The sequence below is a fragment of the Armatimonadota bacterium genome (assembly GCA_013314775.1).
GTDB lineage: Bacteria > Armatimonadota > Zipacnadia > Zipacnadales > JABUFB01 > JABUFB01.
Window position 1 is genome coordinate 973,730 of the sequence record JABUFB010000008.1, and the last position, 25,959, is coordinate 999,688.

Genomic DNA, 25,959 nt, shown 5'->3' on the forward strand with positions numbered 1-25,959 from the left:
GTAGTGCTAACATGCCGCCCACCCACGTCGATCCAGTTCCCGAAATCGCCGCAACATCGCGCCGGACGCGCGTCTCCCAGTTGTTGGCCCTGTCTATGGGCCATGCGCTGAATGACGCGTACGTGAATTTCATCGCTCCGCTTTGGCCGCAGATCAAGGAGCGGTTCGTGCTGAACAATGCGGATGTCGGCGCGATCGCTTTCTGGTGGGGACTGACCACCAGCCTGAGCCAGCCGGTGTTCGGGTATATCACCGACCGCAGGCAGCCCAGGCGACTGATCGTGGTTGCCACGCTCATCAGCACCCTGTTCTTCAGCTTCGTGGGGTATGCGCGGACGCTGCCGGAGTTCCTGGCATGCATCATTCTCGGCGGAATGGGCGTGGCCATTTACCACCCGAGAGCTGGGGCGCTTGCGGTTGCGGTGTCCGGGAACAAACGGGCGCTGGGGATGGGACTGTTTGGCGCTGGAGGGGCAATCGGATACGCTTTCGGATACCTGGGCAGCCCGTACCTGCACGATCTCGCGGGCAGCATGAGGGGGCTGGTCTACGCGGCCCCGGTGGGCATACTGGGCGCGCTGGTACTGGTCTGGGTGAATGCTGAGGCGCGCATATCCAAGCCTGCCGTGGCTTTCAGCCTGCGACAGCACTTTCTCCCCTATCTCGGGCAACTGGCCCCGCTCATGGCCGTGATGGTGCTGCGGTCCGCGACGGTAATCGCCTTCGGTAACTTCATCCCGCTGATGCTCAGCGAACAGGGCCGGGCGCTAGTGTCCGGCGGGCATGCGGGCTTCTACTTCATCGCGGGCGGGGCAATCGGAGGCATCGCCGGCGGGCATATCTCGGACAGGTTCGGCCGGCGCGGGATCACCATCATCAGCCTGCTAATGAGCCCGCCGATCCTGTACTACGCGCTGCAGGCCGCCGCATTGCCGTCGCTGCACGTGTTCTTCGCGCTCCTGTTCCTGGCGGGGTTCATCATGCGTGGCGCAGAGGCCACAAACATCACCCACACCCAGGAGCTGCTGCCCGAAGGCGCCAGTCTCGGCGCGTCCCTGGGCATGGGCGGCGTTTGGGGTATCGCGGGGCTTGTGGGACCAGTCGTTGGCAGGATGGCGGACGAGTACGGCGTGGCCTACGCGCTGGGGTGGATCGTGTGGGTCCCTGTAGCGGCGGGGATTGTGGCGTTTTTCATCCCGAAGGGCAGCACGCATCGTCGTTGAGGCACGACCGCGCGGCGCCGTATCTCACCTGCGCCGCGCGGTCATGCCTTTGCTCGCCCGGCTACAGGACGAAGGGGTCCAGGTGTTTGCGGGAGATCCGCAGCATTTTCTCCCGGAACGGATCGCGGGACCAGATCGGCCCGTGTGGCTCCAGGGACAGGTAGCCATCGTACCCGTGCTCGTAGAGGAAAGCCAGCACCTTCGGGAAGGCGATGTCGCCCATGCCCGCAGGGGGCTGAGAGGCCAGTTCGCCGTCGATGTAGAGATGCTCTTTGATGTGGACGTAACCCACCTTGTCCCCGTGCTTCCGCGCAACTTCCAGGTAATCCGCGCCGTGATGGCACCAGTTGGCCGGATCGTACTTGATCCCCACCTGCGGCAGATGCTCCCAGACAAGCTCGTACGCCTCCAGGCAAGTGAAGAAGCTGTTGCCGTGGACCGCATACATGGATGTGCTCATGCCGACTTTCTCGGCCTTGTCGAGGAAAGGAGGGAAAACCTTCACGAACTCTGCCGCCTGTTCCGCCAGAGACGCACCTTCAATGGCGCCGCCGCCGGTAATGAGGACGTCCGCCCCGAGGATCCCGCCAAACTTGATGGCGCGATTCAGCATCTCGTGGGCCTCCGCGCGCACATCAGGGTCGGGCGACAAGTGATTCCACCCCCACAGGCCGATAGCTGATGCCCCCACACCGTGGCGGTCAAGAATTGCGCGCATGGCCACCACGGTCTCCTCCGTCAGATTCTTGAAGTCCCCCCAGTAATTGTACTCCAGCCCTGCAAAGCCGTGCTCAGCCGCGAATGCCGCATCTGATTCCACGCCTTCAAGGTGATTGTGCCCGATGAACGCCCATTTCATGGTCGCATCCTCCAGGACTGCGTGTTCGGAATGTCAACCGTCCGCGGTGGGTATTCGCCGGAATGTACGGGGCACCTTCGGAGGGATGTGAAAGCAGGCGGGGAAATGGGGTACAGAGGGTTACCTCGTCGAGCCGACGCTCGACCTACGCGGCGTGGGTGTCGTCTCGCTCAGACCGACCGTCTCGGGCGGCGGTCTGCAGACAACGAGGTGCGTAACAGATTGGGAGCACGACTTCCCGAAAGCAGGTGGCAAATCGATGAGTCTCCCCCACGCCGTCCTGATGATTGCCCTTCTGATGCTGTTAGTGGCAGCCGCGGGATGGTCGGACCTCCCCGGCGACCAGCACTGGCGCAATGCGCTCAAACCCACAGGTGAGCCCGGGCCCGAACTGACTCTCGCAAGAAACGGTCAGACCGACTACGTAATCGTGATCCCGGAGCAGGAAACTGGGGCGGAACTGAAGGCTGCCCAGGAACTCTCCCATTGGTTGCATGAGATGACCGACGCGGAATACGCGGTGGTCGATGACAGCGCTCCCAAGCAGCAGCACGAGATCAGTGTGGGCGAAACCAACCGGGTTGTGGGAGAGCCCGCGCAAGACCTGAAGGCGGATGGCTACCAGATCTGGGTGTGCGGTGAGTCACTAATACTGCGGGGCGGCTCGGGACGTGGACCGATCAACGCAGTGTTCGCGTTCCTCGAAGAGGACCTGGGATGCCGGTGGTATACCAGGTCGGCCACGCGTATCCTGCACCGGCCAACGCTCAAGGTGCGCCCGGTTCCGCGGGTCTTCGTCCCGAAGCTGACCATCCGCGACCCCTTCGTCCATGATGCGTTCAACGGCGAGTGGTCTCTGCGCAACCGGACCAATGCCCCCTCTGCACCGGTGCCGGAGGAATGGGGCGGGCATGTGCAGTATGCACGATTCGTGCACACCTACAATGAACTGGTTCCACCGGGCAAGTACTTCAAGGATCACCCGGAGATGTTCATGCAGAACGCCGACGGTACGCGCACCGCGCGGCAGGTCTGCCACACCAATGCAGATACGATCCGAGTAGCGACCGAGACCGCGCTGGCGATTCTGAAAGACCGGCCGAAGGGCGTCATCATCAGTGTCTCCAAGAATGACGGTGGCGGCTCATGCGTGTGCGAGAACTGCCGCGCCATCGACGAGGCCGAAGGCTCCGATGCCGGCAGCCTGCTGCATTTTGTGAACGCGGTGGCCGAAGGCATTGAGAAAGAGCGTCCCGACGTGACGGTCTCCACGCTGGCCTATCTTGAGACGTACCTCCCGCCGAAGACAATCCGTCCCAGGCACAATGTGGCGATCCGCCTGTGCACTGACCGCTGCATGTGGTCGCGGCCCTTCCGGCCCGCGCGGGAGAGCGAGATCTTCCAGCCCGCGCTGGAGGGTTGGGCGCGGATCCACGACCGTATTCATATCTGGGACTACGTAGTCAACTTCAGCCATTACTGCGCGCCCATGCCCAACATGCACGCGGTGGCGGACAATATCCGCAACTTCGTGGAGCACAATGCACAGGGCGTCATGCTGCAAGGAGCCTACCAGAGCCCGGGCAGCGAGCGGGGGCTTATGCGCTGCTGGGTGTGGGCCAAGCAGCTGTGGAACCCGTCGCTGGACACGGACGCGCTCATGCATGACTTCGTGTACGGCTACTACGGCAAGGCTGCCCCGGCAATCGCCGACTACTACAACCTGTTGCAGGAGACGGCGCGGGTACATGAAGAGAGCATGAAGGCCCCGGAGGGCGGTATCCGGTACGATATGCGCTCTCCCTTCTTGTCTGCGGACTTCCTGACCCGCGCCAATGAACTGTTCGACACGGCCGAGGCCCTCGCGGAGAGCGAGGAGATCCTCCACCGGGTGGAACTGGAGCGTCTGCCCATCATTTACGTACAGATCATGCGCGGCCCGGCGGAGACCGGCCCAGCATACCCCGGCCTCGTGGACCGATTCGAGACCATCACAAAGCGTGTCGGGATGACCCACATTGCCGAGGGTCCGCCGGACGTGGAGAGCAAGATCAAGAGCTGGCGCGCGGAGGTCGGGATCCTCGAACAGGTGGCGAGCATCGGCAGGGACGACTGGAAGAGCTGGGAACTGAGCAATGAGTGGAAATTCGCGAAAGACCCGGAGGGCAAGGGCGTCGCGGAACGCTGGTTCGCGCAGGATCTTGACGCCACAGACTGGGCCACAGTGCGCAGTGACACCGGGAACGGTTGGGAGAGCCAGGGCTTCGCCGACTACAACGGCTGGGGCTGGTATCGACAGACCTTCACCGTACCCGGGAACATGAAGGCGAGCAAGGTGAAGCTCTTCTTCGAAGCGGTGGATGAGGACGCGATCGTCTATCTCAACGGTGAGAAAGTCTTCGAACACACCGTCGCCACCACCGGCCTGCCGCCGGAATCCATCTGGGTAACGCCCTTTGTAGTGGATGTGACCGACAAGCTGAAACTCGACGAACCGAACCAGCTCACCGTGGCCGTGTTCAACCGCATCGGCATGGGGGGCGTATACAAGCCGGTGCGCCTGGTTTCCTCTGATCGCCAACTGGACGCGGAGGTCATCGTGCGCCTGCTCAAAGCGGCCAAGGAGAGAGGGGAATAACACGGGCCGCCGTCAGTATTCTGGTGGCGCTGCCGTGGCGTACTGAAAGCCGCCCTTTGCGCACACGGGGCCGGCTGGTACAATGGCCATAACGCGACGTCCATCTGCTCATGGAAAGGGGGCCGTATTCGTGTTGAGGATGACCGTTGCAGCAATCGTGACAGCCGTGGTGGTGTCAGGTGCAATCGTGACCGGTTGCGCCAAGGTGCAGGAAGCCAAGGAGACCGCACAGGCGGTGGGGGAAGCCGCGCGCTTCTCGAGGGACATGCAGGACGGCAAAGCAACGATCAAGGGCAAAGACGGGCAGCAGATGACCATCGAGACAAAGGGCAAGGACGAGAACATGACCGTGACCATGAAGAATGAGAAGGGCGAGGAGTTCACGGTCGCCGGCGGCAAGGAGATGGACTTGAAGGGTCTCGACATCGAGGTGTACCCGGGCGCCAGGCAGGAAGGCGGCAGCCGGATGAGCGATGAGAAGCTGACCCACATCTCCGCGGTATTCAAGACAAGTGACAGCTTCGAGAAAGTCGCCGACTTCTACAAGAAGAAATACCCCGATGCCCAGACTAACGAGATGAACATGGGTGAGCAGCAGATGCTCATCATGACCGTCGGAGAGGAGCCTAAGGTCAAGAGCATCAGCGTGACCACCGAAGAGGGCACCAAGGACATCAATATCATCCTCAGCCATGCCATCGACAAGGAGAAGCCATCCGAGTAGGACGGCTCCAAGGACAGACAGAACTGGAGGCGATGAAATGAGTTCAGTGGACAGACGCGCATTCGTGGGCGCCATGGGCGCGGGGGCGGTGGGTGTGTTCGCAACGGGGACGGCGCTATTCGGGCAGACCCCGGCAGCGGCACAGGAACTCGCAACGCACCAGGTCAAGCCGCTGAAGTACCCTTACGATGCGCTCAAAGGCATCTCGAAGCAGGTCGTCACCTGGCACCACGACACTCACTATGCGGGCTACGTGGCCAAGCGCAATGCCATCGAGAAGCAGCTGGCCGAACTTGGGCCGGGCACGGCGGGGTTCGATGCCCGGGTGTACGCCGGCCTGAAACGATCGGAGAGCTTCAACGCCAGCGGGATGATCCTCCACGAGATCTACTGGGAGAATCTGGGCGGAGACGGGAAGCCCGGAAATGGCCCGGTGGAGACGCTGATCCGCAACTGCTTCGGGAGCATTGAGGCCTGGATGGCGGACATGAAAGCCATCGGCAGCCAGGCGACAGGCTGGGCGCTGTGCTGCTACGACCCCAGCGATGCCCGGCTGCATAACTACCTGGTGGACCAGCACGAACTGGGCGGCATCTGGGGAGCCAAACCGCTGATCGCACTGGATGTCTTCGAACACGCCTATTACCACGATCAGGGCCCCAACCGCGGCGCGTACATGGACCTGTTCTTCCAGAACCTGCACTGGGGACGGATCAATGCGCTGTATACGGGATAGGTCCTGCCCGCGGATGAGCAAAGGTGCGCGGCCCCGGCGAGATGCCGGGGCCGCCTCGTTCGTGTCAACCGTCCAACAGACTATCGCGGGCGTGCTCCCGTGCCAGGCGAACCGCGGATCTCTCAACCCAACTGCCTGCAAGCCTCGATGAAATCCTCAGTCAGCAGCGTGTCGCCGTAATGGGTCTCGAAATACTGGATGCCCCAGCGCGTGGCGATGCGTTCCGGGAAGCTTTCCGGAGTCTCCACCCCGAGAGTCGCATCCCGCAACAGGAAAATGCGGTATCCGAAAGGCGCCATGAGTTCGACTCCGCCACCAGCGCGCAGGATACACATGTCGGTGGCAAAGCCCGTGTACAGCAGGTTCTCGATCCCATGGCGGCGCAGAGCGCGGTCGAATTGACCAGTCTGGTGGACGAAGGGTTCGCCCGGCTCCGGCGCCACGATCTGCGCCCGGTCCATCCTCCCATAGGGCGAGAGCGTGGCGTAATCTCGCCCATGGGATCTGGCCAGGATCTCCTCGCGCCAACCGGGTACCACTGGACCGGGCTGATAGGGGTTGTGGACGGGTTCGTCCAGGTCCTGCATGGCTTCGGGGTGTTTCGCGCCGATTGCCGAGCTCTCAACATGGCAGACAAGGATGCCCGCAGCCCGCGCGGCGTCCATTGCGGGGCGGATGCACTCGCGCATGATCCGTTCGGCTTCGCGGAAAGATTCCAGGAACCCCATGCCCACGCAGAAGTTGGGGTCAATCTCCGGCCCGCCCTCACAGCCGATGTTCCAGCAATGCATGACCACCAGCGCGGTTTTCAACGGGTCAAGCTCGATGGTGTGTGTCTCGTAGCCCGTGTCGGTCAGCGGGATGGTGCGGTAGTAGCGGCCCTCGAAACGCAAATTGCCCACAGTGATCCTCCGTTCCTTGGTCAGGCAGTCTCGCCCGTGATGTACTGGACAACTTCATTGGGTTCGGCAAGCCAGACGTCATCTCCCCCAAGCCGGCAGACAGTCTCGAAGCGCTGCCGGAGTTCCTCCAGGGTGCAGTCCTTCCAGGGGTGAATCGCCTCGCCCGGTGTGGGACAGTGGCAGTAGTCAATCACCCAGCCCCCGGAGTCGATGGCCTGGTGCAGCCGCTTGTAGGGATCGAAGGCGGAGTAGAAAGGCGGCGGGTACTCGTGATGCAGGGGACACCGGGCGAGACGGAACAGGTCCATCCCCGGCCGGTTGATATCGTCGTAAATGGTGAGAATCCCCCGGTAGCCGAATTCGGGGGCGACTCTCAGCGCCGGAGGATAGCCTTCGTTGTTACCCGGGACGCAGAAGAGAGAGACGGGCAGCCCGGTGGCCTGCGCGAGGACTTCCCGGCTCCTGCCCACTTCTTCCAGCGCATTCGCATCGGTAACCGCCGCGTGGGTCATACTGTGGGAGGAGATTCCCCAGCCCTCGGCATGCAGTGCGTGAAGCTCATCTCTGGACAGGATCATCATCCCGTCATAACTGCTGCCGGGAACGTCTCGGGGTACGCCGATCTGGCTTGCGACCAGACAGACATGGCCCGGGATGCCGAACTCGCGGTGTACCTGGAGTGCATGCTCGAGCAGGAGCGCACAGCCCTCGTCGTAGGTGATGGAGTAGACCCAGCGCTTGCCGTCTTTCCAGGCCATAGGTGGGAACCCCGCGTGCACCGGAGTGGGTACTGCGAGGGGGAGTATTAGACGGAAGGACCGCTGAGACCTGCGTGAGACGAGAAACAAGCCCGCGGAGGTCGCGGAGCCCGGACGTCATTCATAGCCCGGGCTCCGCGGGAGCGATACGGCTTCGGTCATGCCACCAGATCTTCGCACTGGCGGCGGATTTGGCGGACGTGATAGGCGACGTTGGCGCTGGTGCAGCCCATCTGCTGAGCGACCTCGCGCCAGGTGTGTCCCTTCATCAGCCCGTTCAGGACCGTCTGCTGGGTCTCGCTCAGCCCCTCCAGCAGCGTTGCCAGCAGGGCTTCGTCCAGGACAACCCAGGCGGTGTCTTCGCACTGCGCCTCGTGGCGATTGTCCTCGGGCTCGGTGCAGCGCCGGCGGCGGGCCCACTTGATGTAGTCCAGCATACGCCAGCGCGCGCGCTTCAGCAGGAACTGGTCAGGCTGGCCGATCTCGATATCAACCACGTCCAGGCTTTCGAAGACCGCGAACCAGGCCTCGCCCAGCAGGTCGTCGAAGTCCTCGTGACAGCATCGGGCGTAGTAACGCGCCATGTTGGTCAGCCGCGGGCGCAGCGCTGCCACCAACTGCTGCCGGGCTTCTTTGTCGCCGATTTGAGCACGGCGGACCAGGGTTTTCACCGCAATCCCTCCCGGGATACACCTTCGGACAAAATGAAACGGCCACGAGCCTTTTCTTCGCTCGTGGCCGCTTGATTGCGCGGTGTGGTCTTCTGACCTCAGGTGTCGCCCGGCTCGGGGGCCATCACCTGCCACGAGTTGTCTGCGTTGAGAATGTCAATGACGTGCGCGTGAACGCCTGTGCCCACAATGGATGTCGCTTGGCACGCAAGCATGGAGATGTCTCCGCTTCCATGTATCAGTGGCCGATAGGCGGTCAGTCCTGGTGATCTCACGGTGGTGATGCCCCCTTTCTCTCGCAGGATAAGTTGCTGCCGCGTGGAGCACACAACTGGCGCGCGGCGTATGTTGGGATTATAGCCTGGGGAACGGGAATTGATAAGGGCGGGCGAAAAAAAGTTGTTCCATGCAGGTGGCAGCAGCGGACGGGACAGTGAAGCCGCTACGAAACCGCAGGAAAGGACGGCCTCACAGACGAAATGGAGTATGGAAGACGGCACATAACCTTGCCGCTGAAGGCGGAGAGGATTGACATATGAGACCCATCGTGACAATGGTCCTCGTACTCCCAATGGCCGCTGGATGTCTGGCACAAGGCCGGTTCAGCACGAGCGCACTGCAGTGGGAGATGCGCGCGGGCACCATCACCTCCCTGCGCACTGCAAGGGGCGATGTGTTGGCGGCAGGTTCGGAAGACCGAGTACTCTCCGGGCTGAGACGGCTGGAGGGCGACCTGACCCCGGCGGCTGAAACGGGCGAGGTCGCACAGGCAGAGCTACCCGCGGAGCGATCTTGGCCGGAACTGACCGGCAAGGGCAAGGGCACCATGACCGTGCACATCGAGGCGGATTCCAGCGGCGCAGGCCTGGTGCTGAGGCAGTCCGGCGACAGCGACCCGGGTCTCTACGCCGTGCGCTGGGGCATCACGGGCATTCCGCTGGATTACAGCATTCTCGTGCCGGGGCACAGCGGCCTGAGACTCACCCGTGACGCACCCGGCTCGTCCTTCGAGTACCCGTATCCCATGGGTTGGGAGGCCCAGTTCGTCATTGTCGAGGGCGAGGGCGGTGGCTTCTGGGTATGGGCCGAGGATCCGCTGAGCCGGTACAAGACGCTGCGGGTCTGGAAGCGCGCCGATTGCTGGGAGCTGGCCTTCGAGACCCAGAATCTCGCGCCTTTCGCGGACAAGACGGAGATCGAGAGCGTGAAATGGCGTCTGGCAGCATACCGGGGCGACTGGCGAGTGCCCGCGCGGCAGTACCGCGACTGGGCGCACACGGCTTTCGGGCTTACGCCAATAGAGGACCAGCAGCCGGAGTGGGTCAAGGACATCCGCCTGCTGGTGATCTGCGGCATGGACCTGGACCTGCTGGATGTCATGGCCGAGAAGTTCGACGCGACCCAGACTTGCCTCTACGTCCCCGACTGGCGGTTGGATGGTTATGATCGCAATTACCCCGACTACACCGCGAAAGAGGGCCTGGCAGCGTTTCTCAACCGCGCCCACGAACTGGGCTTTCGTGTGATGCTGCATGTGAACTATTTCGGCTGCGACCCGAAAAACCCCGAGTACGAGCGGTTCGAGAAGTACCACACCCGCGATCCTTTCAGCGGCGAGAAGCTCTGGTGGACGTGGCCTTACCCCCACAAGCTCAAGGCGGGTGAGGAACCAGCCATCAAGTTCGCGTACATCAACCCGGCCAGCAGCGAATGGCGCAAGTTATTCGTGTCGCGCATGGTGGAACTGTGTACCAAGTACCCCGTGGATGCCCTCCACCTGGACCAGACACTTTGCATCTGGAACCACGCGGGCGGGTTGGTGGATGGGATGACCATGGCCGAGGGGAACATCGCCGAGCACCGGGAGCTTCGGCTGGCGCTCCCCCATGTTGCGCTATCGGGCGAGGGGCTCAATGAGGTGACCTTCCGGCACGAAGCTTTCGCACAGCGCCACGCATGGGGGCTGAATCACAGCGAGGGCACCTGGCACACTTCGTGGCTGCGGTGCGCGCACGCGGTCTCCTCGTACCTGCTGCGGCCATACACCATCATCAACGGATATCTGGGGCAATGCCCACCCGGGAACTCGCAACTGTATGCGGCCTGGATGGAGGCTTACAGCCACTGGGGCGTCATCCCTACGTGGTCGCGGCCCACGGTGAACTCGCTCGAGTCCCCGGTGGGCTTTGAGCGGCAACTCATGACCGAAGCGCGCTTCTACCACAGCCAGCGGCTTGACCCGGACACTGACGGCGACTGGCCCGCGGGCACGCGTTTCGCCTTCCGAGGCGCAGACGGCACGCCGGCGTGGTACGTCTCCGACCAGGGCTTCGCGCTGCTCTCAGGACAGGAACGAAAAACGGTCTCCCGCACAATCACGGGCGTGAGGAGCTACACAGGGGCAGGGTCGGTTGAGGGCTGGAGGGCATATAACGAGCGCGAGGTCTTCGGGCTGGACCCCTCAAGCTGGTACGCGGTGAGCCCCGAACCGGGTGACCCGCAGGCCTTCCACGTGACCTCGCTCCCGCCGGATACCCGGCCTTCAGGGATCACGCTGCATCCGGACGTGGCGGTCATCAGCACCCAGGACACCGGAAGATCGGTGGCCCGATTTGCGGACCTCATCGACAGAGCGCGCACCGGGTACACGGTCTACGATGGCGGCGGCGAGGAGTTCACGGGCGCCCTCGGCGGGACGGACTGCGGCGCGCACTTCCAGCTCACCGGCACCGACCTCTTCTCCCTGCACCCGCCCTGGCGAGCCCAGCGGAAGAACCCCGCTACCGGAGTGCTCGAAGCATCCGGCACCGGGACGGTCTATGCGAGGTTCCAGGTCAACCTGCCTGCTGAGGGCGAGCCGAAGTTCGTCAGCCGCGTCTTCATGGATAAGGGCGCAATCGGCCCCGGCAAGACAGATGGCGTGACCTTTACCGTGGAGGTGTCGGATGGCGAGACGACGCTCAAGGCCTGGAAACACGCCACCGCGTCGGAACCTGTGCCGCTGGAACTGGACCTGGCGGAGCTTCGTGGCAAGTCGGTCACGGTCACTCTCACCGGTGATACCGGACCGAGCAAGCAGGCGACTTTCGACTGGGGCCGGTGGGAGAACCCGCGCATCGAACGCCACCGCCAGACGCCGAGTGTAATGACGCTGGTTTCCCCCATCCCCTGGCGCTATGCCCTGGGCAAGGGCGAGCTGGAACTGAAGCGTACCGGGGAGACCACCTACGAGGTGTCCGCGGTCTTCCCGGGCGCGATATGCCTGGTGTCGGGCGATCCGCTGGCAGTCGACCCACCCTGCGACATGACGAAGCTACCGTTCTCTGTGGGGTTCGTATCCGAGTCGGGCGAGGAACTGCGCAGCCCGCAGTACGCGGGAGCATCGGTTGCGGCAGCGACCGTGGGTGGGGTGAGCCGCAAGGGATTCACCGCGCATCCGCCCAACCAGGGGCAGACACACATGCAATTCCTGGCGCATCTCGCGGAGACCCTGGGGACCTTCCACAGCTTCGTAGGCCTGCGGGATGGTTCGCAGTCGGATGGCTGTATCTTCCGGGTGCTGGTGAACGGGGAGGAAGTCGCAAGCCGGAAGATGGTTCCGGGGCAGTGGGGTGAGATCTCGGCGGACCTCACCCCGTGGGCGAAGAAGACCATACTGCTCTCGCTGGTGACTGATTCAGACGGCCCCTTCAACTTCGACTGGGCGATGTGGGGAGAGCCGAGGGTGGATGTGGTGAGGAAGTAGCAGGGGGGACGCCACTTGGCTGATGCCGCCAGAGCGGGTTCAATTGATTCGGCGATTCGCTTTGTGTCCCCGGAGTTAGCGATGATCGACGCACTGGCGGCGAAGCTCGACGGTGTTGCGGCGCTGTGCCGACGGTACGGCGTGAACAGGCTGGAAGTCTTCGGGTCAGCGGCGGCAGGGGGGGGGCGATCCGTCGCGTTCCGACATCGACTTCATCGTGGAGTTCCAGCCTGACGAGCCGATGGGCCCGTGGATGTCACGGTACTTCAGCTTCCGGGATGACCTCGCTGCCCTTTTGGGCCGGTCGGTGGACCTGGTGATGGCGAATTCGCCGGGGCTGAAGAACCCCTACTTCGCGCGTGAAGTGCGCCGCTCGCGGAGGCTGGTGTATTCGGCCCAAGACGCCCAAGTGGCTGGATGACATCCGTCGCTTAGGCGAGTTCATCCGTGATGCTACCCTGGGGAGGTCACTCAGTAAGTACCGCTCTGATCCACTGCTGCAAGCTGCGGTGGAGAGGCACTTCGAGATAATCGGCGAGGCGATGGGGCGCATTGCGCGGGACGACCTGGAGACGGCGTCCGGCATCGACGACTACCAACATGTCATTGCATTCCGCAACGTACTGATCCACGGCTATGACGTTGTGGCACCCGACGAAGTGTGGCGCATCGCTGAGGACAGTCTGCCCCGACTGCTTGAGCAAGTGCGCGCCCTGCTGTCCGACACCCAATCGGAAGCCTGAACGCTCCCTCGCAGGTCCCCGCGCAACTGTCGGCGAACACTCCCCTATTCACCCGCGGGGACCCCATCCATGCACGGCGTCTCGGCACGCGCAGTCATTATCGGGACCGTCTGCGTCAGCATTCTCGGGCTGCTGATCCCCTACAGCGACCTGAAGCTGCAGGGCACCTGGATTGCCGCCTGCCACCTGCCCATCGGCGTTTTCGTCATCCAGTTCCTGCTCATCGTCGTGGTCAACTCCGCCCTGCGGCTGCTTGTGCGGAAGTTCGCTCTGAAGGCCGGAGAACTGCTGGCCGTGTACGCGATGATGCTCGTCGGCAGCGGCATCCCCTCCTTCGGGCTCACCGAGTACCTCTTCCCCACTCTCGCCGGAATGCGCTACTTCGCCACCGTCGAGAACAAGTGGGAGCCGACCTTCTTCCATCTCGTGCCGGACTGGATCGCGCCCACGGATGCTCGCGCTGCTCTGGATTTCTTCGAGGGCCTGCACCCAGGCGAGCCAATCCCCTGGGATGCCTGGCTCACGCCGATCCTCGCCTGGACGGCGCTGGCAGCGATCATGCTTTTCCTGATGGCCTGCGTGAGCGCGGTTTTCCGACGCCAGTGGGTGGAGAACGAGCATCTCATCTTCCCATTGGTGCAGCTTCCTCTGGACATGGTGGACGGCCTGGAGACCGGCATATTGCCGCCTTTCTTCCGCAACCGCCTCATGTGGATCGGCGCGCTGATCCCAATCATTATCCACTCCTGGAACGGCTTCCACCACTATTTCCCCGCCATCCCGCATATCACGCTCCAGGTGCCGCTGAATCAGTACTTCCGGGTTCAGCCGTGGAACCACGTGGGCATCATCATGCTCTGGCTGCATTTCTCGATCGTCGGGTTCAGCTATCTGCTTTCGTCCGAACTTTCCTTCAGTCTGTGGTTCTTCTTCATTCTCTTCAACCTGGAGTCCGTGGCGCTTGCAGCCTTGGGTGTTGAGGTGCCGCCGATCCCGAACTACCCGACGCGGGCACAGGCCGCGCTGCAGATGCTGGGCGCGTTCTTTGTGATCTTCGGCTACATGGTGTATCTCGTGCGGGGGCAGATCCGGCAGATGGTCGCCGCGGCGCTGGGTGGGCTGAAGCGCCCGGGGGAAGATCACGAGCCGCTGCCCTCATGGCTGCTGGTATGGGGAATCGTGGTGGGTGTGGCGCTGTTCGCGGCCTGGTGTTCGCAGGCCGGGATGTCCGTCTGGTTCTCGCTGACCAGCCTGTTCCTGTACTTCGCGACAGCACTGGTTCTCACGCGGCTTGTGGCCGAAGGTGGCCTGTTGTTCATCCAGGCGCCCTTCCGGCCCACCGACATCTTCCAGACCTTCGTGGGCCTGCGGTGGATCGCCCCGAACAACCTGGTTGCCGCAACCTTCGTCGAGCGCGTCTTCATGTTCGACCTGCGCACGTTCCCGATGCCCAGCATAATGGACTCGTACAAGCTAGCACATGCAAGTGACGTGAATGTGCGCAGGCTCATGCCCGCCCTGGCCCTGGCTGCTCTCGCGGCCATCGCGGCCAGCTACTACTCGGTCATCACCACCTGTTACCAGAATGGCGCAGTCACGCTTTCAAGCTGGTTCTGCGTGGCCAGCCCTCAGCAGCCCTTCCAGACGCTGGTCTCCTGGATCGACGCCCCGAAACCGCCGAACCTGATGAGCATCGTGTTCGTGCTCATCGGGATGGCGATCACGGTGGGCCTGTCCATCGCCCGGGTGCAGTTCACCTGGTGGCCCTTCCACCCGCTGGGATATGCCATGGGCCCCAGCTGGCCGCTGATTCAGCTCTGGTCGTCGGTTCTTCTCGGCTGGCTGATGAAAGTGGTGCTCCTGCGGTACGGTTCGGGCAAGACCTACCGGCGCGCCCGGCCGCTGTTCCTCGGGCTGGTGGTTGGTGAGTTTCTGATCGCCGGCGTCTGGGTGATCGTGTCGGCGGTTACAGGAACGCGAGGGTACCGGTTTTTCCTCACTTGACCCCGCAGAGCAGAGGCACCTCCGAACGCCCCCGTCAGTGGCATCACCAGGGACGGGCCGAGGTCCCGCGGGATCGGAGCCACGTGCCCGACCGTCTCCTGCATCTGTACACGGCAGCCATTTAGGCATTGACAAGTAAGTTAGATATCTATAACATCTGGGCGTTGCTGGATAAGCATGTAATCCGAGCGAAGAGGAGATGGTGCCGATGGCAGTACGGGAGCCGGACCTGGGCGCTACCGCAAAGTAAGAGGGCACACGACGTTGCAGCGCCGTGTGCCCGGGAGAGGATTGGACAAGCCAACCCTGCGTAACCACACTATACATCATCAGAACCGGTTTGTCCATCCAGAACCCATGCAGCAGTCCGTTCGCGGCCTGCGCCTGCGCGACCACGAACGGAGTTGTGATCACCCTACTGGAGGGACAGCCATGTTGCCCGAACGTCACCGCCGCGGATTCACACTGATCGAACTGCTCGTGGTGATCGCGATCATCGCGATCCTCGCGGCAATCCTCTTCCCCGTGTTCGCACGAGCGCGGGAGAAGGCGCGCCAGGCCTCATGTCTGAGCAATATGAAGCAGTGGGGGCTGGCCATGATGATGTACGCCCAGGACTACGACGAGATGCTGCCCATTACCATGGAGGTGGACGCCCATGGCGCCTCGACGGTCCTCTCCGCGTGGTGGGGCGCCATCGACCCCTACGTCAAGAACCGCCAGTTGCGCTGGTGCCCCTCGGATCCCGACAAGAGTGACCCGAACCTGTGGGGGAGCTACCTGATGAACGGGATGCTCAGCGCCGGTGCACGTTCCCTGAACGCTTCGGACAAGCCTGCGGAGACGATCTTGATGGCCGAACGGCAGCGCGGCTGGGCGTCGATGCCCGACAACGACCCGTCCGACCCCATGAGCCCCTATTACGACCTGTGCTACGACAGTTGGCTGCCCAACGGGAACTGGTACACCGGAACCATCGCCTGGCCGCCTGTGTTCGGGGACCTGCTGGACACTGAGAGGCATAATGGGGGCCAGAACTTCGCATTCATGGATGGGCACGCGAAGTGGATGCGGTGGAACGAGGCCGTGAAGTCGGCCAGCGACAATCTGCACGACCTGCACTGAGCGAAGCCTACCACAAAGAGGGCCGCCTGGACATTGCCGGGCGGCCCTCGCATTTGCTCTGACACATGCCTACTGCCCCGCCAGTTGTTCCCCCTGGAATGACGCGAAACTCCCGCCCTGGGTGAAGACCCGCTGGACCTTCCCGGCCGCGTCCAGCACCACGCAGGCGCAGTCGCCATCGGTTGACAGGCCACCGAACGCAATTGGCTGGTCCCCGCTCTTGCGCCAGACCACAAGGGCTTTCCCGTCCGCGAGTTCCAGTTCGCAACCAAGGGAGGTATCGGTCGCCTCAGCCCGGGCAGCTGTGGGCGCATCCTGTTCGGGATCCATGAGGGGGCGCAGAACCGTGACGAAATCCCGGGCCGCAGACGGTTCCGTGGTGGCTGCAGTGAGATGCCACTGGGTCAGCTTCACCCCACGGCCGGGCGGCGGGTCGAACTGGTTGGTCTGGCTGATCTCCAGGCCCCGGGGGAGCACGATCTGCGCCACCGCGCCGCTGGTTTCCTTCTCGCTGTGGGCTCGGATGCTCTGGCCATCCACCTGCATCTCGCGGGGCGAGTGCAGGAGCCACTGAAAGGTCGCCGGCTGCGGAGCCTCCAGGACATCAAACAGGATAAGTGCTTCCGGCTTGATGAACAGGCAGGCGCGGGTGAACCGGTTGAGCCGGCCCTCATACGCAGGCGCCGCTTCACCCACGGTGTAGTCGAAGTTGGGCGAGGTGGTGAACTGTGTGATCTCGCCCTGGCGCGCATTCGAGTGCGGGCGCTGGCCCTGGCCGTCCACCAAGACCGAGTTGACGCTGCGGGTCTGCCACATCCACTTGGAATGATGTGGGCTGCCGTACAGGTCCCGGCGTCCGGTGTAGATGAACACCGGATCGCCCTTCACGCTGAGCAGGAAGGCATTCTGTGACTCGTACCCGTGGCTCTGGCTGCCCATGGGGCTGCTCTTCATCATGAACTGCACGTCATTGTCGCGGTTGATGAGGTCATTGTGGAACACGGCGACCCCGATACCCGGGAAGAGCTTGGAGGAAGGCAGATCTACGGGCGCCTTCGCCTCGACCGGCGGCAAGCTGCCGTAGATGAAGCCCATGTAGCCACCGGGCAGGTCCGCGGCCCTGGATTGCTCGGCCAGCCATTTCCAGTAGCCGTTGCCAGCCATGCGGGCGAAAATGCTGATGAGCGAACCGCAACGCTGGGCGGTGAAGCCGTAGGTCAGGTCGCCGAACCCGCCCATGGTCTCCCCCGGCGGCACCACATAAAGTGGGAAATCCCCGGCCTTCGAGAAGAAGGGCTTCTGGTAGCCGTCGATGCCGAAAATCGGCTTCATGTGAGCGAGCCACCAGGTGACTTTGCTCTGATAGCTGGTGTAGTACGAGATACCCTCGTGCCAACCGCCCTCATCGTCGTTCCAGACGGGATACGAGTTGAAGAAGACATTCATTGCAAACCAGGCCCAGTCTTCAGCTCCCGGGACCTCGCCCATGAACGCGCAGGCTACCTCGCCCAGTTTGTGCCAGGCGCGGTTCGAGTGACTGTTGTACGGCATCCAGATATGACGCCGGCCGGACAGATGGTCGTACATCTCCTTCCCGCGCACTGCCATGCAGGCGCGCACGGCTTCTCGGTCTTTCTCCGACAGGTAGTCGTATATCCAGGTGTAGGTCCGCGAAGCCAGGTACGAGAAAGGCATGCCGGCCTCGTCATTGTACCGGTAGCCGGTGGCGCCCTTCGGGTCCCACTTCACAGCTTCGAGCAGGATCCGGCGCGCTTCGGCGGCGTACTTCTCCTCGCCGCCGATCATGTACGCGAAGGCCAGCGTGGCCGATGCGTCCAGCGCCGCAACCACCCGCTCGCGATTGCCCCACCAGATCTTCGCCCAACCGTCGGGGTCCTTGATGCGCATGTCCGCGTAGGGGTATTTCGGTGGTTCGGTGACATCAGGCGGCTTGGCAAGGAGCGCCTCGCAGCGCTTGACAATGCCCTGCCAGGACTCATTCAGGCGGCCATTGGCAAGCTCACGAAACTCCTGCACGCCTTCGGGCCGCACGAACAGGCGCGGGTGGGACTTGGGTACGCGGCCCAGGAGTTCAGCCCGATCCGGCATGGGAAACTTGCGAGAGGTCTCGTCGATGCGGAAACTGCGCACGCTGCTCCATGGCGACTGCTCGCCGTCCTTGTTTGCGAACCGGAAGCGCCAAAAGTACTCGCCGGGACCGAAAGACATCGGTGGGCAGTGGCAGTAAAGCGTGAGGTCTGTCGCCTCATGCACAATTCGTGCGAAATCGGCATCGGCAGCAATCTGGATGGAATAGGAAGCAGCCTCGGTCTGGGGGCGCCAGACGAAGCCGGGCGGGTCCACCGCTGACAATGAGCCGTCGAAGGGTCGGAATCCCCACTCGCCCTCGCGGGCAGGGGTCTCGTCGGGGGGATCCAGCGCGAATGCACAGGTCGACAGCAACACGAGCGGGAGCATCAGGCAGAGGATGCGCATGGGGTCACCTGTCTGTGTGGGGACGAGGCCCCGAGGTGTCATATCTTCCGATTGTCAATGACGACAGCGCGCTTCTCCCCGTTCGCCGAAAGGGAGCGCGGTTCGGTGATGTGTACACCGATCTCGAAGCCAAAAACGCGCAACAGCCGCTCCTCCAGGTCGCGATCCAGGCGCTCGATGGCGCGAATCGTGTCCTCGGACAAGACGCTGGAGAGCTCGACCTCGACTCGGAGGGTGTCTTCTGCTCCACGGCGTTCGGCGATCATGCGGAAATTCGGCCCGAGACCAGGTGCCTGGTCGATGACCGCCGCGATGTCTTCGGGGAATATGTTGCGGCCATGGATGATGACCATGTCGTCAGTCCGGCGACGAACATTGGCCATACGCGCGAAGGTCCGGCCGCAGGCACAAGGCTCGAGGTCGATGGAGGAGATATCGCCGGTGCGATAGCGCAGGACCGGCATGGCCTCTTTGTGAACGGTAGTGAAAACGAGCTCGCCTTCTTCGCCGGGGGGCAGTACCTCTCCGGTTTCGGGATCAATGACTTCGACAATGAAGTGGTCCTCCGCGACGTGAAGTCCGCAGCGGAATTCGCACTCTCCCGATACACCAGGCCCGCCGACCTCAGCAAGACCGTAGATGTCCGTGGCTCGGATGCGCAGGCGTTCTTCGATTTCTTGCCGTGTTCTTTGCGACCACGGTTCCCCGCCGAACAGGCCCACTCGCAGGCACAGGGAACTGGGCGCCACTCCAACTTCATCCATGGCCTGCGCAATCTGCAGGGCGTAGCTGGGAATACCGACGAGGGCAGTGGTTCGAAAGTCTTGCATGACTTTGACCTGGCTCTCAATGTCCGCGCTGGACACGGGAAGGACCGACGCGCCGATCAGTTCGGCTCCCTGATGCAGGCCGAAGCCGCCGCTGAACAGCCCATAACCGAAGAAGATCTGCACCACGTCGTCCTTCGTGACGCCACCAGCCACGAGATTCCGCGCGACCAGTTCTGTCCAGTCCTCGAGATCGTTGCGTGTGTAGCCGACCACAGTGGACAGTCCGGTTGTTCCGCTGGAAGAGTGGATGCGCACGACCTCGCGAAGAGGCAGAGCGAACATACCGTACGGGTACGCGTCGCGCATATCCTGCTTGGTGGTGAAGGGCAGTTTGCGCAGATCTTCGAGGCTCGCGATGTCCTCCGGTACGAGGTCGTTGACCTCGAACATACGGCGATAATGCCGGACATTGCGATACGCGCGGTTCATGGTCGCCTGGAGGCGTTCGAGCTGAAGTTGCTCGATCTCTCGGCGCGGCATTGTCTCGCGTTCGGGATTCCAGATGGCCCCTTCTCTCATCATGGGGCACCTCCTGCGCGGCTGGTTGGTGGATCAGGGACGACGCCGCTCATCACACCTCATCGTAATCCTTACCCAGGTATGCGCGGCGAACCTCGCGGTCGCGCATGAGCTCTGTTGCGGTTCCTTCGAGCACCACGCGGCCTGTCTCAAGCACGTAGCCGCGGTCTGCGATCTTCAGCGCTGCCGCAGCGTTCTGTTCGACCAGGAGCACCGTGGTGCCGTGCTCCGCGCGCAGGGACGATACTGTGGCGAGGATATCTTTCACGATAAGAGGCGCGAGACCCATCGACGGCTCGTCCAGCAGGAGCAGACGCGGGCGAGACATGAGCGCCCGGGCGATCGCCAGCATCTGCTGTTGTCCCCCACTGAGTGAGCCGGCGCGCTGCTGGAGGCGCTCACGCAAGATAGGGAACATGTCGAGCATGCGCTCCATGTCCTCGGCGACTCCCCGTCTATCTCCGCGGCGGAGACGAACATATCCGCCCATGGTCAGGTTATCACGCACCGACAGTTCACCGAAGATCTGGCGGCCTTCGGGCACCTGTGTCAGTCCCATTCCCACGATGGTCTCAGGACGCGCATGACTGATGTCCTTGCCGGCATACTCCACAGTCCCGCCGCGGCCGCAGACGATCCTGCAGATGCTGTTGAGCGTGGTGGTTTTCCCCGCACCATTGGCACCGAGCAGAGCCACGATCTCGCCCTCGTTCACGTGCAGGGAGACGGACTTCAGGACCTGAAGCGGCCCGTAGAATGTGTTCAGGCTAGTCACGCGCAAGAGAGTGGACACAAGTCTGACCTCAGTCTTCCTCGCCCAGATAAGCAGCGATCACCCTCGGGTCCTTCTGTACATCCTGGGGCTTGCCGTCAGCAATCTTCCGGCCGTGGTCGAGCACAACAACGCGGTCCGACACCCCCATGACCATACTCATGTCGTGCTCTATGAGCGCCACCGTGAGGCCGAGGTCTCGTCGCAGGTTGGCGACCAATGCCGAGAGCGACGCGGTCTCGCGTGTGGTAAGCCCCGCGGCGGGCTCATCAAGCAAGACCAGCCGCGGCTCCATGCCGATGACACGCCCAAGTTCCAGGAGGCGCTGGTAGCCTACGGTTAGGTTGCCTGCGGGCTCATGTGCGCGTTCAGCCAGCCCCACGAGTTCCAGAATCTCCATACCTCGAGCTCGCAAGCGGCTTTCCTCGCGACGAGCTGACGGCAAGGTAAGGGCGGCCGCAAGCATCCCGGCCCTGCCCCTGCTGTGGCACCCCACGAGGACGTTCTCGAGCACCGTCATATGGCCGAAGATCTGCAAGTTCTGGAAGGTCCTTGCGATACCCAGGCTCGACATGCGGTGGGCAGGTAGGTGCACGATTGACTGTCCGTCGAAGGCGATATCGCCGCTGGTGACCGGGAATATGCGCGAGACAAGGTTGAACAGAGTGGTTTTCCCCGCGCCGTTGGGGCCGATGATGGCGAGGATCTCGCCCTCGTAGACGTCGAAGCTCACGTCCTCAAGCGCGTGAACGCCGCCGAAGCTCTTGGCAACGTGGTCCACCTCCAGCAGCGCCTTAGCCATTGGCAACCACGCCCTTGCGACCGATCCTGTCCGTCACGCGGCGGATGATGTCTGCCAGTCCGGCGGGCATGAAGATGACAAAGAGGATCAGCATCAGTCCGTACACAACGGTATTCAGGTCCTTGATGGCCTCATACCGTTCGATCTGCTGGCCCAGGATAGTCATCAACGCGGCCCCCAGGAGAGCGCCCCAGACACTGCGGGAGCCACCGACGATCACGAAGACGATGAGTTGCACCGAGAAGGTCAGGCCGAAGGGATCGGGGCTGATGAAGCCAATGTAGTGCGCGTAAAGGCTTCCCGCAACACTGGCAAACGTGGCGCTGAGCACAAAAACCATCAGTTTGTATCGCGAGACATCAATGCCGCAGGCCTGAGCGGCGACTTCGCTGTCGTGGATCGCCCGCAGCGCCCGCCCGACGCGGGAATTGACCACGTTTGCGGAGATGGCGAGAGCCATGATCGTGATAGCCCAGATCAGCAGGAAATTCAGTTTGTCGCCCTTGATGGCGAGGGACCCGAACTGCAGCGGCGGGATGGCTGCGATCCCGCCAAAGCCGCCGGTGAGGTCCCCTCCCTCGTGGAAAATGATCTGGACGATGACGCCAAACCCCAGGGTTGCCATGGCCAGATAGTGCCCGTGGAGTTTGAGCGCGGGCCTGCCGATGGTGATCGCGACGGCGGAGGTCAGGGCAATGCCCGCCAGCATGGCCAGCCAGGGACTCGTGTGGTAACGTGTAGTGAGGATGGCGGATGTATACGCCCCCAGTCCGTAGAAAGCCGCATGACCCAGCGATGCCTGACCGGCATAGCCCAAGAGCAGGCACAGGCCCAGTGACATGATGGCATAAAGGCCGATGGTTGCGCCCACGAACTGCACGTAGGTGCTGCGCACCACAAGCGGGAAAGCCGCCACGCATGCGGCTAGGACGAGGTACGGCCAGATTTCACGAAGCGTCCTGCGTATCATGGCATCCGGGCGAGAGGCGTCGTAGCCTCAGAGGCCCTCCCGGTCAGTATTGCGGCCAAGGATTCCGCTCGGCCGCACGAACAAGACGACCATCAGGATGAGAAGTGCGAAAGCGTCCTTATATCCGGAACTGATGAGTCCCGCCCCGAGTGATTCCAGAACCCCGATGAGCGCGCCCCCCACCACCGCGCCGATCCCATTCCCCAGGCCTCCCACGATCGCTGCGCAGAAACCTTTGACCGCCAGGGGTGCGCCGCTGCTGCTGCGCATCAGGGTCTTCGGAGTGAGCACGACGCCGGCCAGGCCGCTGATACCCGCGCTCAACGCGAAGGCCAGCAGGGTCATGCGCTCCACATTGACGCCGGCGAGACGCGCTGCGGCCTTGTTGATGGCACAGGCACGCATTGCTTTGCCGGCCACCGTGTAGTTGAAGAACACCTGGGTCGCGATGACGATGATGAGGGCGGTTCCGGCAATCCAGATCTCCTGGGACTCGAGAGCGGCGGGCCCAACGCGGATGATTTCATCGCCGCTGAAAGCCGGCAGCTTCTGGGCGTTTGGTCCCCACAGGAGCTTGGCGACCCCACGCAGGAGCATGGAGGCGCCGATGGTGATCGTGATCATGGAGATGACAGACTGGCCGCTGACCGGCCGCACCGCAAGGCGCTCCAGCAGCAGCCCCACGGCGGCCACAATGAGTGCGGCCACCACAACAGCAACGGCAAGGGGAACGTGGACGGCCACCAGGGAGACGGCAATCAGCCCGCCGAGCATGACGAACTCGCCCTGGGCGAAATTGATCACCCCCGTGGCATTGTAGATAATGTTGAACCCCATGCCCACGATCCCGTAGATCGTGCCCATCGCCAGACCGGAAAGGGTTAGCTGGAGAAGTTTCCCGGCGAGATCCATGCGGTGCGTTTCGCTCGTGATCGGATGGACTGGAAGGCACGACAGGCTCACGCTGGTCGGCCGTTATCCAGTAGTGGAAGCCAGGCGACCCGGTGGCGGGTCGCCTGGCCTGTTCTCATGGCGAGCTATTGTACAGGAAATGCGGCCGGTGTCGCTACTCTGCCAGTTTCCACTGACCGCCTTCGATCTTGACCCAGACGAAGGCATCCTTGGTCAGACCGTTGTGGTCCTCGGCGGAGTAATTGAAGACGCCCGCGGTGCCCACGAATCCGGTAGTCGCCTCGATGGCGTCGCGGACCTTGGCCGGATCGTCGCTGCCCGCCGCCTCAATGGCCTTGGCAACGATGTGCAGGGCGTCATATGCATGCCCGGCGAAGGTGTCGGCGTCCCGGTCATACTTAGCCTTGAACGCCTCCGCGAATTCCTTCAGAACCGGCTTCTGTTGATGGTCATCCGGCACGGACTGCCAGACGATGAGCCGACCGGCCGGGAGCATCACGCCCTCGGCAGCTTCACCCGCAAGCTCGATGAACTTGGCATTGGCAACACCGTGGCTCTGTATGAGGGGAACGGTGATCCCAAGTTTCTTGACACCCTTCGCGACACTTGCCGGGCCCGGATTGGTGCCCCAGCAGATGATCGCTTCGGGATTCTTGCCCTTGATATTCGTCAGCTGCGGGGTCATGTCGGTATCTTCGCCGCCGAACTTCTCGCTGGCAAGCAGCTCGATACCCGCTTCCTTGAACTGCTTCTCCATCTGCTGCTGACCGCTCTCGCCGAAGGGATTGGCCACGTAGATGGAGGCAACCTTCTTGATCTTATTGGCCTTCAGCCAATCGACGATCTTCGCAACTGCCAGCAGGTCGGTCTGCGGAACCGCGAAAACGTAGGAGAAGACCGGATCGGTGATGGTGCGTCCAGCTGCGCAGGAGACCAGCGGAACGCCGGCGTCCTGGCACATCTGCTTGATCGCCATGGTGGCTGGGGTGCCGCTCGGACCGATGATTGCACAGACCTTCTCGGTCTCGATGAGCTTCTTCGCCGCCATAACGGCTTCGGTGTTCTCGCTCTTATCGTCCTCGATGATGACCTCAACCGGCCGGCCAAGGATGCCGCCCTTCTCGTTGATCTGCTCGGCGATCATCTCTGCGGCCATCTTCTCGGGTTCACCCAGCGGGGCGGTGGGGCCGGTTACGCTGAAAATCGCACCGATCTTGATAGGCTCTCCCGATGGCTTTGCACCGCCGGTGCCGGTTTCGGGACCTACCCCTGCAGGTGGTACCACGGAAGGCCCGCCTCCCTGCGGCGTTCCCTGAGGCGTCGACTTCGGACAACCCGCTACCACGAGAATGCCCAGCACCGCTAAGGTGACGAGCAACGGCAATACGACCCTGGCTGAGTGGAACATACAACGTCCTCCCTTGGGGTATATTGCGCTGGTGCTGCCGGTGCGCTCACCTATCGCAACGATAAGCCGCGACTACTTGCTTTTCGACAAAGATTGCTTCTTCACCTTCTGACTGTCAGGAAAACAAGAAAGCTGCTCCCGGATCAATTGTCGCCTACTTCAGAGGCCGCGGGGAAGCGTAACTGGGGGGCAGGACCGAGGCGATCAACGCCAGGTCCGCGTCCCCCAGACGCCACCCCGCCGCGGAAGCGGACTCTTCGATCTGGTCTGGGCGCTTCGCTCCACAAATGGCGCAGGTCACCCCTGCCTGCTGCAGGACCCAGTTTATCGCCGTCTGCGCCGGGGTTCGCCCGATACGCGATGCCAGTGCCTTCAGGTGCTCCACGAATTCCAGATTGCGCTCGAAGGCACCCTCGGCGAACAGAGGGCTTCTGGATCGCACATCAGAGGCGTCCGGCCGGTAATCCGCCGAGAACTTGCCGGTGAGAAGCCCCTGAGCCATGGGGCCGTACGCCATGACGCCAATGCCCTGCTGAGCGCAGAAGTCCAGGGTGGACGGCACGTGCTCGCGGTAGAAGAGGTTGACGGGGATCTGATTTGAGATGAGGGGGCCCATGCCCAGGACGCGCCGGAGGTCATCGATGCCGAAGTTGGAGACACCCACGAACCGAGCCTTGCCGGACTGCCGGATCTCATGCAGCGCACCCACGGAATCCTCGATGGGAATCTCCGGGTCGGGCCAGTGGAGCTGGTACAGATCCACGTAGTCCGTTCGCAGACGCCGAAGACTGAGGTCGATGGCTTCGTGCAGCCACGCGGGGCTCCCGTCGCTCCAGAAGGACCCGTCCGCACGCACCCGACGGCCACCCTTGGTGGCAATGATAACCTTGTCCCGGACCCCGGCCAGGGCCGAGCCCAGTACTTCTTCGGAGTGACCGTTGCCGTACACGTCAGCGGTATCGAAGAAATTGATGCCCAGATCGAAAGCTCTCTGCGCGGCAGCCGCGGTCTGAGCATCATCCACCTCGCCCCAGCCTGTCGCGCCCATTGCCCATGAGCCGAAGCAGATTCGCGAGACCTCCGGGCCACCATTGCCGAGTTGAGCGTATTCCATGAAGGTAT

At 62.8% G+C, this 25,959-nt stretch carries 20 protein-coding genes; 8 read left to right on the forward strand and 12 right to left on the reverse strand.

The genetic code is table 11. The annotated features are described in order from the left end of the window. Positions 1–11 precede the first annotated feature (11 nt). Entirely contained in the window at positions 12–1,223 is a 1,212-nt protein-coding gene (locus tag HPY44_10910; GenBank protein NSW56516.1) for an MFS transporter, read from the forward strand. A 61-nt stretch (positions 1,224–1,284) separates the two neighbouring features. Here the strand turns inward: HPY44_10910 and HPY44_10915 are convergent, their stop codons facing one another. Beyond that, a complete protein-coding gene (locus HPY44_10915; protein NSW56517.1) occupies positions 1,285–2,082 on the reverse strand; it encodes a sugar phosphate isomerase/epimerase in 798 nt (265 codons plus the stop codon). A 259-nt stretch (positions 2,083–2,341) separates the two neighbouring features. On the opposite strand from HPY44_10915, the gene HPY44_10920 reads away from it, so the two are divergent. The 3 genes from HPY44_10920 to HPY44_10930 all read left to right on the forward strand — a co-directional run bounded on the left by HPY44_10920 (position 2,342) and on the right by HPY44_10930 (position 6,180). Beyond that, positions 2,342–4,720, forward strand: a complete 2,379-nt coding sequence (locus HPY44_10920) for a DUF4838 domain-containing protein (GenBank protein NSW56518.1) — start codon at positions 2,342–2,344, stop codon at positions 4,718–4,720. Positions 4,721–4,850: 130 nt separating this feature from the next. Then, positions 4,851–5,444, forward strand: a complete 594-nt coding sequence (locus HPY44_10925) for a hypothetical protein (GenBank protein ID NSW56519.1) — start codon at positions 4,851–4,853, stop codon at positions 5,442–5,444. Positions 5,445–5,481: 37 nt separating this feature from the next. Further along, on the forward strand, positions 5,482–6,180 hold the full coding sequence (locus HPY44_10930; GenBank protein NSW56520.1) for a superoxide dismutase: 699 nt from the start codon (positions 5,482–5,484) through the stop codon (positions 6,178–6,180). Positions 6,181–6,302: 122 nt separating this feature from the next. Here HPY44_10930 and HPY44_10935 read toward each other — a convergent pair whose 3' ends face one another. From HPY44_10935 to HPY44_10945, 3 genes are all read right to left on the reverse strand, one after another. After that, on the reverse strand, positions 6,303–7,082 hold the full coding sequence (locus HPY44_10935; protein ID NSW56521.1) for an isochorismatase family protein: 780 nt from the start codon (positions 7,080–7,082) through the stop codon (positions 6,303–6,305). Between the two features lie 20 nt (positions 7,083–7,102). Beyond that, the gene (locus HPY44_10940; GenBank protein ID NSW56522.1) at positions 7,103–7,840 is read right to left on the reverse strand and encodes a polysaccharide deacetylase family protein; all 738 of its coding nucleotides are present in this window, start codon (positions 7,838–7,840) and stop codon (positions 7,103–7,105) included. Between the two features lie 158 nt (positions 7,841–7,998). Then, on the reverse strand, positions 7,999–8,511 hold the full coding sequence (locus HPY44_10945) for a sigma-70 family RNA polymerase sigma factor (GenBank protein ID NSW56523.1): 513 nt from the start codon (positions 8,509–8,511) through the stop codon (positions 7,999–8,001). A 535-nt stretch (positions 8,512–9,046) separates the two neighbouring features. Here HPY44_10945 and HPY44_10950 point away from each other — a divergent pair. The 4 genes from HPY44_10950 to HPY44_10965 all read left to right on the forward strand — a co-directional run bounded on the left by HPY44_10950 (position 9,047) and on the right by HPY44_10965 (position 16,128). Continuing rightward, on the forward strand, positions 9,047–12,256 hold the full coding sequence (locus HPY44_10950) for an NPCBM/NEW2 domain-containing protein (protein NSW56524.1): 3,210 nt from the start codon (positions 9,047–9,049) through the stop codon (positions 12,254–12,256). A gap of 458 nt (positions 12,257–12,714) precedes the next feature. Continuing rightward, positions 12,715–12,999, forward strand: a complete 285-nt coding sequence (locus HPY44_10955) for a DUF86 domain-containing protein (protein ID NSW56525.1) — start codon at positions 12,715–12,717, stop codon at positions 12,997–12,999. Between the two features lie 69 nt (positions 13,000–13,068). Continuing rightward, a complete protein-coding gene (locus HPY44_10960; GenBank protein NSW56526.1) occupies positions 13,069–15,003 on the forward strand; it encodes a hypothetical protein in 1,935 nt (644 codons plus the stop codon). A gap of 432 nt (positions 15,004–15,435) precedes the next feature. Continuing rightward, a complete protein-coding gene (locus HPY44_10965) occupies positions 15,436–16,128 on the forward strand; it encodes a DUF1559 domain-containing protein (GenBank protein ID NSW56527.1) in 693 nt (230 codons plus the stop codon). A 69-nt stretch (positions 16,129–16,197) separates the two neighbouring features. Here the strand turns inward: HPY44_10965 and HPY44_10970 are convergent, their stop codons facing one another. From HPY44_10970 to HPY44_11005, 8 genes are all read right to left on the reverse strand, one after another. Further along, the gene (locus HPY44_10970) at positions 16,198–18,624 is read right to left on the reverse strand and encodes a DUF4962 domain-containing protein (GenBank protein NSW56528.1); all 2,427 of its coding nucleotides are present in this window, start codon (positions 18,622–18,624) and stop codon (positions 16,198–16,200) included. Between the two features lie 38 nt (positions 18,625–18,662). Continuing rightward, entirely contained in the window at positions 18,663–19,973 is a 1,311-nt protein-coding gene (locus HPY44_10975) for a phenylacetate--CoA ligase (GenBank protein ID NSW56529.1), read from the reverse strand. Between the two features lie 52 nt (positions 19,974–20,025). After that, positions 20,026–20,766, reverse strand: coding sequence for an ABC transporter ATP-binding protein (locus tag HPY44_10980; GenBank protein NSW56530.1), 741 nt, complete (start codon positions 20,764–20,766; stop codon positions 20,026–20,028). 10 nt (positions 20,767–20,776) lie between these two features. Further along, positions 20,777–21,547, reverse strand: coding sequence for an ABC transporter ATP-binding protein (locus tag HPY44_10985; protein ID NSW56531.1), 771 nt, complete (start codon positions 21,545–21,547; stop codon positions 20,777–20,779). Then, positions 21,540–22,517, reverse strand: coding sequence for a branched-chain amino acid ABC transporter permease (locus tag HPY44_10990; protein NSW56532.1), 978 nt, complete (start codon positions 22,515–22,517; stop codon positions 21,540–21,542). The genes HPY44_10985 and HPY44_10990 overlap by 8 nt, the downstream gene beginning before the upstream one ends. Before the next feature lie 27 nt (positions 22,518–22,544). Then, positions 22,545–23,429, reverse strand: coding sequence for a branched-chain amino acid ABC transporter permease (locus HPY44_10995; GenBank protein NSW56533.1), 885 nt, complete (start codon positions 23,427–23,429; stop codon positions 22,545–22,547). 154 nt (positions 23,430–23,583) lie between these two features. Continuing rightward, positions 23,584–24,837 (reverse strand): ABC transporter substrate-binding protein, encoded by a 1,254-nt coding sequence (locus HPY44_11000; protein ID NSW56534.1) that lies wholly within the window; start codon positions 24,835–24,837, stop codon positions 23,584–23,586. A 154-nt stretch (positions 24,838–24,991) separates the two neighbouring features. Next, positions 24,992–25,951, reverse strand: coding sequence for an aldo/keto reductase (locus HPY44_11005; protein ID NSW56535.1), 960 nt, complete (start codon positions 25,949–25,951; stop codon positions 24,992–24,994). Between the last annotated feature and the right edge of the window lie 8 nt (positions 25,952–25,959).